Raw genomic sequence first — 11,341 nt, 5'->3', positions numbered from 1 at the left:
ATGGATGAAGTATCCGCAAGTGAACTGCTCGCCGCATTCGATTCCGATTCCGGTATTGCTGGCCAAGTGAAAAGCGCATTGATTTCCGGTGCACCTTTCGAGATCTGGCTCAAGCCTCAGTCGGCGTCGATGCTTCGCGGTATTCTTCGAGGGAGGTTGGGAAGTTCTCAGCGGCGCGGAAAGTCGATTATTGGGGCAGTGGAGTGTCTTGCCGATCTTGCTGAGAGGGGCGAGCGGGGCCTCCTCTTGGCTTCCGTTGATGATCGCAAACGGGGCGGATACCTATTCCGGCTCTTTCTCGATCCACAGCCACTCAAAGTGGTTGGATGCGTAGGTATTGGCCCCTCTCCCGAAGATGAATCCAGGGCCGATCCCGCGTAGTATCTCGATGCGTGATTGCCTCACACGGCACCCCGCCGGATTGTGTTTCTCGTGGGGTGCTGTAGCGCCTGACGGCAGTAGTTGACGGCAGCGTCAGCGGACGGGGGCTACACGAAGCGTTCGTCGGATCCTTCTGCGGGGCTATCCGGCCGGGGTGGTGTGCAACTGACGATCTTCGATTACGCCTGGGTCGTGGTCTTCTGCCTGAGGCGTTCGTAGGGGGTTTGGCCGCCGATGTGGGCATGGCCAAGGAGTTCCTTGATGACGACGAGCTCGATGCCTTGCTCCAGCAGGAGTGTCGCGGTCGAGTGCCTCAGGTCGTGAAACCGGATCGGCCGCAGGTGGGCCTCGCGGAGCAGGGCGTTGAAGTGCCGGGTGAACGTGGCGGGCTCGATCGGGCGCCCACGACTACGGTGACGCCGCCACCTGCCGCAGGACCGTCTTCGCCTGGCTGACCCGCTACAACACCCGCCGCCGGCACTCCGCCAACGGCCACCTCAGCCCCAACGAATACGAACGCCGACACCACACCGTTAAACTCACGCTCGCCGCGTGATCAATAACCGCGTGCCCACCTTCACGGGGGAAGACCCCCGGGCCAAGCTGCGGGCCTGGATTCCGATCGGCCGCAGTGCCAGAAAGTGCGAGCGTGCAAGTCCGCAGGAGCCTCCCCGTCAAGTCACCTCGGTGAACACCCGTCGCCCACGGCCAGCCGCCAGCGTAGCCACCAAGAGCGGCTTGTGCCGTGAGCGAAACCGCGGCCGGTTCGTGACCATGCCGGGTCGGTGAACCGTCGCGTCCACCCCAGCACCGGTTCTGCACTGTAGCGCCGCCGTCGAACCCCGAGCCGAGGCGGTTAAACGCAAACTGCCGAAGACGCAGGAGCCGAGCTACGAGCAGGTTGTCGATCGCGCCTGAGGCGGAGCGCATTGACCGTGGGACTGTCCGGATAGGACAACCTTGCGGCCACGAGCACGCCTGTGACCGCACGGCGGATCGGGACCCGTTTGCGCGATCGCTGCACACTTGGCCACCATACGGCCACCACGCCGAACCCGGCAGACCCGAACCGACCGGCAAGACGGAACAAAAGACCAGGTCAAAGCCCTGTGGATCGAGACGGCCACCGACAGTCGATCTCAGACCTGCGCATTGCGATGCGTAGCTCGCAGGTGCCCGATTGGCCCGGATTCCAAGGCCAACCAAAACAAGAAACCCCAGGTCACGGCGAGTGAGTCCTGGGGTCCCTCAGAGCCGCCTTCGGGATTCGAACCCGAGACCTACGCATTACGAGGGCCTGAAGGATTGTGATGGCGGGTGCCGGGCACTGCCTCCGAATCCTGTTTCCCCAGGTCAGAGAGGTGTGACCGAGCACCGCATGATGCCCCGGTCCGGCTTGTGCTACCCCGTCCGCTCACGCAGTGCTCACGCATGACGGCGACATGCACCGCCGGGAGTCCACGCCTGGGGCTGCAGGGCACACGTAGGACCGTAAGCTCCAGCACGACACCCGCCGCACTTGGCATTCGGGCGCTCTCGGCTGAGTCGATGCAGAGAAAGCATCTTTTCGCACTTTCTGTCATCTTCACCCCGAGTGGGCAGATTCGCCCACGGCAGACGGTAAATCGTCCATCTGGACTGGAACCGCCACGCCAACCATGGCAACGTACTGGTCTTGGTAAAAGGCCAGGTGAGAGGCATGGTCGAGGTGGCGCTCGGCTGTCTCTCCCCAGAAGCCCTCGGAGAAAGGTGTGGGAGCTGAGATCCGCGAGCGGTCCTGTGAAATCCTCGCAAGGCAAGACACGCGCTGCTAGTCAGCGGAAGCACGGCAAGACGGGAAAGGGGCCCTCGGTGCTCGAAGCCGGAGTGGTGACAGTCGCCAGGGCGAATCGCGCGCAGCGCGGCTTCTTGGCAGCCCGCGACACGGCTGATCTCTCGGCACAGGCGCTGGCCGTGCTCGCGGCTGTTCCCCACTGGTGGCGACGTCGCGCCGCCGAGGCAGAGGTGACCTCCTCCCAGACGCTGGGGTTTGAGGATGAGATGGCGCTTCCGCCAGGGTTCGATTGGCTGGGACTGGCCTCCGTTGCCCCCCGTGAGGATCTCTTCGACGCCTCGCCGGAGCAGTTCGCCGATGCTTACGTGGTTGCACTCGATAGTGCGGTTCGGTCGGCAGAGGGGCGTCACTACACGCCGGCCCTGCTGGCTGAGGCGCTCTACGCGCACGCAGGGGAGGCCCTTGGCCGCCGGGTCAACGGACTTGTCTGGGATCCGGCCTGCGGTGCGGGCATGTTGCTGCTGCCGGCCCTGCGATCATGGGTGGCAGAGCAGGCAGATACCCAGCCTGAAGTGGCGTTGGCTGCAGTTCGATCGGCCATAGGCGGTCGCGACCTCGACGCAGCTGCCGTGCAGCTGGGGAATGTCCTCCTGGCGGCCGAGCTCTTGCCGATCTGGGCCAGGGTGCCCTTGTCCAGGCGTCGTCCTCTCCCTGCTCTTCTGGAGGTGGGAGACGGTCTGACGCCGCCTCCCTCTCCTCCTGCGATTGCCGTCCTAAATCCGCCGTACGGTCGGGTCCGGCTCTCGGAAGCTGAGCGTGAGCGCTGGCAGCACGTGGTGTTTGGGCACGCGAACCGCTACGGACTCTTCATGGCCTCTGTCGCAGAACACCTCGCCGACGGCGGAGTTGCGGCTGCATTGGTCCCAGCCGGATGGCTCGGGGGCTCTTACTTTCAGCGGCTGCGCGCCTACCTTGCAGATGCGACCCCGTTGACACGGCTTGCGCATGTGACTGACCGTTCTGGGGTGTTCTCCACGGGGGTCCTCCAGGAAACGGTGCTCGCCACCTTCCGCAAGGGCCGTGCCCCACAGGCCGTGGCGTGTGAGCGTCTGACCATAAATGGCCAGCTAACCCGCGAGGAGACGGGCAAGGGCCGCCTGCCGGCGTCCCCAGATCGCCCATGGCTCCTCCCCCGCCAAGCGGAAGACCTTCCCCTGGTCAGGGCTGCGCGGAAGATGCCGAAGCGTCTCGCCGACTATGGCTGGTCCGTTTCGACCGGTCCGTTGGTGTGGAACCGCCGCAAGGAGCAGCTGTCTGCCAAGCCCTCGCGCGTGTCGGTAAAGATCATTTGGGCTGGCGACCTGGATGGCGGGCAATTGCATCAGGACCCCAATCGGGACAAGCTCCGTTACTTGCACCTCACTGGGGGCGATGAGCGCGTTCTCGTCCTGGCCCGACCTGCCGTCCTCGTGCAGCGAACCACTGCACCGGAGCAGCCTCGACGCCTTCTGGCTGCAGCGCTGGATTCACCGACGCTGGCACGCTGGGGCGGTCGGGTGTCCGTTGAGAATCACGTCAACGTCCTGACCAACCCCGCGTCGGACGGGCTCCTCACCCCTCGGCTCCTGACGGCCTTGCTGGACTCAGATGCTCTTGATCGCCTGTACCGCTGCCTCACCGGCTCCGTTGCGGTCTCGGCGTACGAGCTTGCGGCCCTGCCCCTTCCGGGCCCCAAGACGCTTCGGTCGTGGGCAAGTCTGGCGGATGACGAACTTCCAGCAGCGATCAACGCCGTATATGGTCTGGAAGCGTGACGCAAACAGACCTAAACGATTCGCCCCATTTGCCTGCCCTGTTGGCAGATCGCGATGAGTACCAAGCGCGGCTGGCCGTCATTTTGCCTCCTGCGGTTACGGGGACTACGGACTCGGCCAATCCAGGAGCTGGTGCGCTGGCCTTCACCATGATGTATGTCGGCGCAGTCGGTGACGTAAATCCCATTCGACCGTCTACCGCTTACTGGATGGGCGATTCCCTCGCCACACACCGCGAGGAACCCGTCAGGACTGGATACTACTCCGCCGCATTGCGTAGCGAAAAAGCGGTCTTGAAATTCTGCCAGAGCATGGGATTCGAGCGCGGCGAAACCTGGTATGCACAGCACACGCGGGAGCCACTCCGTGACCAGACGTTGCGATCCTGGACAGATCACGGCGTGCTTCGGGTCGACGAAAGCGTGAAGACCACTTCCCCGAAGCCCCGCTATACCTTGGACCCGGAATTTGCGAAACTCCTCGACCCCGGACTGGTAGGCGAGGAGCTGAGTGAGGCCATTAAGGCATGGCAAGACAAGGCTTTTGATCCGGTTGCGCTCTCCCGAGTCGATGAGGTGCGCAGAAAGGCCAAGGGCGAGGTAGGGGTGTCGGTTCGCCTTCCGGACGAAACGGAAAGGCAGCTGTCGACAGGCGAGAGCAGTTGGATCCTGAAGGGCGTAATTGAGAAATTTTGCCCCCGTGTAATGCTGGAACCAAGGGTCCTCTTCATTTCCCAGTCCGAAGAAAAGGCACGGCCCGAGGATATTGCTTTCCTGAAGAAGATCAAGATGCCGCTTGATGCCGCTAAACTGCTTCCTGACTGCCTTATCGTGGATCTGGCCAAGGAGCGCGGGCACTTCTGGTTCATTGAGGCCGTGGCGACTGACGGCCCGATCACAGAATCACGCAAGAAAGATTTTACCGAATGGGCATCAAAGGGTGGCCTCTCAGCCGAGAAGTGCCGATTTCTCACGGCGTTCGAGGGCCGAGGGTATGGACCGGCGAAGGTCGCGCTGCCGAAACTCGCCAGCCACTCTTACTCCTGGTACCTCGATGAGCCCGACATGGTGCTGACGTGGGACGGCCTGCCTGACGGTCCCGACTCGACAGCTGCATGACCGGACGGCCTGGCAGCCGCTCCCTCTGTTCCAGACCCGCACCAGCCAAATCCCCTCCACATGCCCGCCAGGCGTGATCGAAGACGCCGACACTTCCCAGGTGTTTGACGAAGGGAGGGAGCCGCGTTCTGACCTGCGGTGGAGCAGGAGATGGTGTGGGTTTCGGACGACATCGGACGGGGATGGACGAGACCTCGTGCAGGAGTCAGTCGGCGTTCTCCTCGCCGTTCAAGTGCCGCATCGCGTATACGCGCTCCTCCGGATGCCGCGCCAGCCGCGCCATCACCCAGGCGGTGTCGGCGTCCATGCCTGGCCCAAATTCGGCCGCCAGGTGGCGAGCCTGCCACGTCGTTCGAGGCGCGAGCACCCAACGCACGAGCGAGAACCGTACGCGGCCCGTGCCGGCCGGGGTCCTCCCTGCCCGCTTGGGTTTCTTGCCCGGGGACGGGCCGGGGGCGCCCGGTTCGTGCGATGTTGTGTCGGCCACCCGGCGAGTGTCGTGGTGCAGTTGGCCTCTACGGAGTCGATCAGCGCGGTGACCACCGAAAAGAACGACAGAGGCCGCTGCCGTTGACGCGCAAGGCAGTTGTGTCCTTCACGTCACTGGGTCCACGCCGCCCCTCTTGGCTATTGGATCCGGCCATGGCCGACTCGCGCCCTTCTCCCGCTGCCTCAGGCTGCTCAGACTTCCGTACACGGACCTGTGGGGGAGGGCTTCGATCGTGGCCAGGCGTGGACGGGGTGCGGCTGCTCGCAGGCGGCGAGTGCAGCTGAAGTCGGTGGCGGTCGGCGGCAGCCTCCTGCTGGTCCTGCTGGTGGTGTTCTGGTCGGTCGTGTGGCCGTACGTCACTGGGACATTGATCGTCGGCGGCGCCGGAGCGGCGGGCTGGTGGCTGTGGCGTACGGACCGGCTCGTGCGCGGCCGGGACAGTCTGTGGCGGCACGAAGACGCGGTGAAGGCTGGCCATCGGACACTCGCCGAGGTGGACGCGATGACCGGCACCGAGTTCGAAGAACTGGTCGCAGCCCTCTGCCGACGCGACGGGTGCGCCGACGTCCGGCGGGTGGGCGGTGCGAACGACAACGGCGCTGACGTCCTCGGCCGCCTCCCGGATGGGCGGAGCGTGGTGATCCAGTGCAAGCGCTACGCGCCGAGCAGCACGATCGCGAGCCGGGAACTGCGAGATCTGCTGGGCGCCAAGGTGCACTTCGCAGCTGATCTGGCCGTGTTCGTCACGACCACGCGGTTCAGCCGCCCCTCCGAGAAGTTCGCGCTGCAGCACGGAATCCTCGCCGTGCACCGGGACCACCTCGGGCTGTGGAACAACGGTGCCTCGTTGCTGTCCCTGAGTGAGGTGAACGGCCAAGGGCAGGGCGACTCCCGGCACCGGGCACGTTGGAAGCGGGCGTACGGCAAGTAACCGGCCTCACGGGAAGCGCGAGGCCGGATCTTGCAGGACGTTCGCAGCGCGAGCTCAGGTTGTGCCGACTCGCTCGTTCACGGCGACGCGGTTACACGCGGGCGGGTACGCCGGCCAGGCCGTCGTCGCCGTCCTCGTCGTCTTCGCTGGGTTTTTTGCGGTCGCGTGCCCCGTCGATGCTGTCCAGGCCCACGCGGAGGAAGTCCGCGAGGGTGCTGGCGGTCTCCGCTCCGGCTGAGGCGCCGGGTAGGCCCTCGATACGCAGGCCGGAGGTGGTGTGGGCTACCGAGTACCCCAGTTCCTGGAGGACGCCGGTGAGTGCGTGATGTACGTAGGCGCGTGTACTGCGGTGCAGGAGGCCGGCTCGTCCGTCGGCCAGTCCTTCGGTCTGTTCACGGGCTGAGGCTGAGCGCGCGGTGATGGAGACGAACCACTCCAGTGACGCGGCCCTCGTCCCGGCTGACGAGATCAGCACGCCGACGGCCCGAGTGCGGTCGTCCGTGTCCGCGACGGGGAATCCCATGCCTTTGCAAAGGATCTCGAGTTCTGCCGCGATGTGGTTGCCGTCGTGACGGTGGATGCCCATGTGGGAAGCGCTTGTCAGGAATTACTAGGCGGCGACTCTGCCGGGTGGCCTCTGTCCCATGTAGTACTCCAAGGTGACCTGCATCCCCTGGAGTGTTTCCACCAGCCGCTCAAGCTGGGTCTTGGTGTCCTCCAGCTCGCTTCGGTAGGACTCCGCGCGCCGTTCGGCCGCGACCCGCCCCTGTTTCTCCTTGGCGACGCGACGCAGGGCGGCAGGGTGGAGCGTGCGGTCTCCACCCATGGGAGATCCCGGAATGCCGAGCTGTCGCTTACGCCGTTGCACCCAACTGTTCACGGTCTTGCGTGAGACCTCGTACTCGATGCTCACCTCCGCCACGGTCTTGGTCTCGGCGATCACGAGATCCGCCAGTTCAGCACGCTTCTCCTGCGACCACTTGGACTGAAACGTCACGGCGTACCTCTGCCTTTCGATCAAGGGCTGTGTCACGCGGAGTAACTCCGCCTTGGCAGGGGAGATGCGAACCTAGGCGGAATCCCATCCGACTGTGCGACTAACGCCGTTGAAGGTGACGCATCGTCAACAGGACGGGTCTTCTGCCCGAGGAGGACCGTTTCTGGCTTCACTGGGTCAGCGATCGTGCTGGGCAAAGCGAGGAAGTACAGGCGGAACTCCGCGCCTGCGCGGTCCAGGTCGCCGGACTGAACTGTTCGGGCAGATCATGAAGCCCAACCGCGGCGCAGGGGGAGTCGGCTGGCCTGGAGTGCGTAAAGCTGCTCGTTGATCCAATGCTCAACATGGTCCACGGATTCCGTGACTGGTCGGTCCGTGGTGTCGAGTAGATGGGTCCGCCATCGGGGATCAGCGGCATTCCACCCGGTCCAGCGGTGCCAGACCATCTTGGGCCAGCCGTCGTCGATGATGACGTCGGGCCGGTGAGACGGGTCGAGGGCGTGCTCGCGGTGCCATGCAGCCCAGCCGAGGAAGGCGTCAATCGCTTGGGGGTCCCACCGCCCGGCGTCACGCTCGGCGAGGCGAGCACGCCGGGCCGGATCATCGACATCGACCAGGCACACGGCGATGCCGTCCAGTAGCGGGGCGGAGGGCGCGGCCAGTACTTCTCCCAAGGGGGACTGCCCAGAGAGCAGAAGATCGATGCCGCGGTCCTGGTACTCCAACGCGCGGCGCACCCACATCTCGGTCATGCGGTGGCGCCAGTGCCGGTCGGCGCCCTCCGGTACACCGAGCTCGTCGAAGTCGTGCACGGCGATCTTCCCGATCCGTGCAGCCGCCGCGTAGGCCAAGGTCGTCTTACCCGAGCAACTGGACCCGGTGAGCTTCAACAGCATCGCGCCAGAGTGCCGACAGCACGGCACCTCCCACGACCTATTTCTTCGAGTCACTCGTGAGGGCGACGTCGTCGGGCGCCTGGAACGGCTCGGCGAATTGCGGTTCCGTCGGGGCGGAGGGGTAGGCTAGAAACCGGTCGCACGGGAGCGTTCTTGGTCACACTTGGACTCCTCCGTGCGGCCACTTCTCTGTCCTAACCATGGCACGGTGTGCGCGCAAAAGTCAGGCGAGGCAAGGAGTGCCACGGCCCTAGAATGGCCGTCGTGACCGACAACACTCAGCGCCCCGACAGCGGGCCGAACAGCGCCCCCGAACTGCCGACCCAATATGCGCCGGCCGAGGTAGAGGGGCCGCTGTACGAGCGCTGGGTAGAGCGCGGTTACTTCGAGGCCGACGCGAAGAGCGACAAGCCCGCGTACACCATCGTCATCCCGCCGCCGAACGTCACGGGCTCGCTCCACCTGGGCCACGCCTTCGAGCACACGCTGATCGACGCCCTCACCCGCCGCAAGCGCATGCAGGGCTACGAGACGCTGTGGCAGCCCGGCATGGACCACGCCGGTATCGCCACCCAGAACGTCGTCGAGCGGGAGCTGGCCAAGGAGGGCAAGTCCCGCCACGACCTGGGCCGTGAGGCGTTCGTCGAGCGGGTCTGGCAGTGGAAGGCCGAGTCCGGTGGTCAGATCGCCGGCCAGATGCGGCGTCTGGGTAACGGCGTCGCGTGGAGCCGTGACCGGTTCACCATGGACGAGGGGCTGTCCCGTGCCGTCCAGACCGTCTTCAAGAAGATGTTCGACGACGGTCTGATCTACCGCGCCGAGCGCATCATCAACTGGTGTCCTCGCTGTCTCACCGCGATCTCGGACATCGAGGTCGACTACCAGGACGACGACGGTGAGCTCGTCTCCATGAAGTACGGCGAGGGGGACGACACGATCGTCGTCGCGACCACGCGTGCAGAGACCATGCTCGGTGACACCGCCGTGGCCGTTCATCCCGACGACGAGCGCTACAAGCACCTCATCGGCACGCGCATCAAGCTCCCGCTCACGGACCGCACCATCCCCGTCGTCGCGGACACCCACGTCGACCCCGAGTTCGGCACCGGCGCGGTCAAGGTGACCCCGGCCCACGACCCCAACGACTTCGCCATCGGCCAGCGCCACGGCCTGGAGTCGCTGACCGTCATGGACGAGCGCGGTGTCATCACGGTCCACGGGCCCTTCGAAGGGCTTGACCGCTTCGAGGCGCGTTCCGCGATCGTCGCCGCACTGCGCGCCGACGGCCGGATCGTCGCGGAGAAGCGGCCGTACGTCCACTCGGTGGGCCACTGCTCGCGTTGCAAGACGACGCTGGAACCGCGACTGTCCTTGCAGTGGTGGGTGAAGGTCGAGACCCTCACCAAGGCCGCGGGGGATGCGGTCCGCGACGGCCGGGTGGACATCCACCCCGCCGACCTGTCTCAGCGGTACTTCGACTGGGTCGACAACCTCAACGACTGGTGCATCTCACGGCAGTTGTGGTGGGGCCACCGCATCCCCGTCTGGCACGGCCCGAACGGCGAGACCGTGTGCGTCGGCCCCGACGAGCAGCCGCCGAGCGGGGAGGGCTGGGAGCAGGACACCGACGTCCTCGACACCTGGTTCTCGTCCGGCCTGTGGCCCTTCTCCACTCTGGGCTGGCCCGAGAAGACCGCGGACCTGGCCAAGTTCTATCCGAACTCGGCCATGGTCACCGGGTACGACCTGATGTTCTTCTGGGTCGCCCGGATGATGATGTTCGGCCTGTACGCGATGGACGGCGAGATCCCCTTCCGCACCATCGCGTTCCACGGCATGGTCCGTGACGAGCACGGCAAGAAGATGTCGAAGTCGTTCGGCAACACGGTCAATCCGCTGGACTGGATGGACAAGTACGGCTCCGACGCGCTGCGGTTCACGCTCGCGCGGGGTGCCAACCCCGGTACCGACGTGCCGATCGGCGAGGACTGGGTTCAGGCGTCCCGGAACTTCGCCAACAAGATCTGGAACGCGACCCGCTTCGCGCTGATGAACGGTGCCACGGTCGAGGGCGAGCTGCCCCCGGCCGAGCGGCTCTCGGCCACGGACCGCTGGATCCTGTCCCGGCTGAACACCGTCGTGGCCGAGGCGGACGCGTACTACGACGACTACCAGTTCGCGAAGCTCGCCGATGCCCTCTACCACTTCGCATGGGACGAGGTCTTCGACTGGTACGTCGAGCTGTCCAAGACGACGTTCATGGCCGGCGGCGACGCGGCCAAGGTCTCGGCTCGCGTCCTGGGCGAGGTCCTGGACGTGACGCTGCGCCTGCTGCATCCCATCGTTCCGTTCGTGACGGAGACGCTGTGGACCACGCTCACCGGCCGTGAGTCCGTTGTGATCGCCGACTGGCCGGCGGACAGTGGGTTCCGCGATGCCGCGGCCGAGGCGGAGATCGAGAGCCTCCAGCGGGTGATCACCGAGGTTCGCCGCTTCCGTTCGGACCAGGGTCTGCAGCCCGGTCAGAAGGTCCCGGCGCGCTTGGACCTGTCGGGTACGCAGCTCGCTGCCCATGAGGCCGCCATCCGTCAGCTGCTCCGGCTCCAGCCGGAGGGTGACGGCTTCAGCGCCACGGCGACCCTCCCGGTCGCCGGCGCCACGGTCGCCCTCGACCTGTCCGGCACGATCGACGTCGCGGCCGAGCGCAAGCGGCTGGCCAAGGACTTGGCTGCGGCGGAGAAGGAGAAGGCCCAAGCGGAGGCCAAGCTCGGCAACGAGGCGTTCTTGGCGAAGGCGCCGGACAACGTGGTCGAGAAGATTCGGACCCGTCTGACGAAGGCCGAAGAGGACATCGTCCGGCTGCAGAACCAGATCAACAACCTGCCGCCTGCCTAGTAGCCAGACCAGGAAGCCCCGGATACACGTCCGGGGCTTCCTTCA

At 65.5% G+C, this 11,341-nt stretch carries 9 protein-coding genes and 1 pseudogene; 5 read left to right on the top strand and 5 right to left on the bottom strand.

Annotation, left to right across the window (positions count from 1 at the left end; translation table 11 throughout):
- Complete coding sequence (locus JHN45_RS11445; protein WP_201048937.1) at positions 1-381, top strand: hypothetical protein; 381 nt, start codon at positions 1-3, stop codon at positions 379-381.
- A 179-nt stretch (positions 382-560) separates the two neighbouring features.
- On the opposite strand, the pseudogene JHN45_RS11440 reads toward JHN45_RS11445, so the two are convergent.
- Positions 561-779 (bottom strand): annotated as a pseudogene (locus JHN45_RS11440) (tyrosine-type recombinase/integrase); the annotation flags it as partial.
- Between the two features lie 1,453 nt (positions 780-2,232).
- Here JHN45_RS11440 and JHN45_RS11435 point away from each other — a divergent pair.
- Both JHN45_RS11435 and JHN45_RS11430 read left to right on the top strand, forming a co-directional pair.
- Positions 2,233-3,969: an Eco57I restriction-modification methylase domain-containing protein gene (locus JHN45_RS11435; protein WP_201048936.1), complete on the top strand. Its 1,737-nt coding sequence runs from the start codon at positions 2,233-2,235 to the stop codon at positions 3,967-3,969.
- Positions 3,966-5,087 (top strand): BsuBI/PstI family type II restriction endonuclease, encoded by a 1,122-nt coding sequence (locus JHN45_RS11430; protein ID WP_201048935.1) that lies wholly within the window; start codon positions 3,966-3,968, stop codon positions 5,085-5,087. The genes JHN45_RS11435 and JHN45_RS11430 overlap by 4 nt, the downstream gene beginning before the upstream one ends.
- A 205-nt stretch (positions 5,088-5,292) precedes the next feature.
- Here JHN45_RS11430 and JHN45_RS11425 read toward each other — a convergent pair whose 3' ends face one another.
- Positions 5,293-5,574, bottom strand: a complete 282-nt coding sequence (locus JHN45_RS11425; protein ID WP_236583580.1) for a hypothetical protein — start codon at positions 5,572-5,574, stop codon at positions 5,293-5,295.
- A gap of 235 nt (positions 5,575-5,809) precedes the next feature.
- Between JHN45_RS11425 and JHN45_RS11420 the strand changes: the two genes are divergently transcribed.
- Positions 5,810-6,508 carry a restriction endonuclease gene (locus JHN45_RS11420; RefSeq protein WP_307783078.1) on the top strand — a complete coding sequence of 233 codons (699 nt, stop codon included), beginning with the start codon at positions 5,810-5,812 and terminating at the stop codon, positions 6,506-6,508.
- Positions 6,509-6,599: 91 nt separating this feature from the next.
- On the opposite strand, the gene JHN45_RS11415 is transcribed toward JHN45_RS11420, so the two are convergent.
- From JHN45_RS11415 to JHN45_RS11405, 3 genes are all read right to left on the bottom strand, one after another.
- A complete protein-coding gene (locus tag JHN45_RS11415; protein ID WP_201048934.1) occupies positions 6,600-7,031 on the bottom strand; it encodes a hypothetical protein in 432 nt (143 codons plus the stop codon).
- A gap of 87 nt (positions 7,032-7,118) precedes the next feature.
- Positions 7,119-7,505 (bottom strand): hypothetical protein, encoded by a 387-nt coding sequence (locus tag JHN45_RS11410; RefSeq protein WP_201048933.1) that lies wholly within the window; start codon positions 7,503-7,505, stop codon positions 7,119-7,121.
- A 266-nt stretch (positions 7,506-7,771) separates the two neighbouring features.
- Positions 7,772-8,401: a hypothetical protein gene (locus JHN45_RS11405; protein WP_201048932.1), complete on the bottom strand. Its 630-nt coding sequence runs from the start codon at positions 8,399-8,401 to the stop codon at positions 7,772-7,774.
- Positions 8,402-8,665: 264 nt separating this feature from the next.
- Between JHN45_RS11405 and JHN45_RS11400 the strand changes: the two genes are divergently transcribed.
- Positions 8,666-11,296, top strand: a complete 2,631-nt coding sequence (locus JHN45_RS11400; protein WP_201048931.1) for a valine--tRNA ligase — start codon at positions 8,666-8,668, stop codon at positions 11,294-11,296.
- Positions 11,297-11,341: the final 45 nt, after the last annotated feature.

This window comes from Streptomyces sp. MBT53, from assembly GCF_016654115.1.
Taxonomy (GTDB): Bacteria; Actinomycetota; Actinomycetes; order Streptomycetales; family Streptomycetaceae; genus Streptomyces.
Note: the sequence above shows the minus strand (reverse complement) of the source record. Positions and strands in the feature narration are given on the sequence as shown.

Bases quoted from the DNA above. Each gene is read 5' to 3' on its own strand.
- JHN45_RS11415 (WP_201048934.1), bottom strand. From the start codon at position 7,031: ATGGGATTCCCCGTCGCGGACACGGACGACCGCACTCGGGCCGTCGGC.
- JHN45_RS11405 (WP_201048932.1), bottom strand. From the start codon at position 8,401: ATGCTGTTGAAGCTCACCGGGTCCAGTTGCTCGGGTAAGACGACCTTG.
- JHN45_RS11445 (WP_201048937.1), top strand. From the start codon at position 1: ATGGATGAAGTATCCGCAAGTGAACTGCTCGCCGCATTCGATTCCGAT.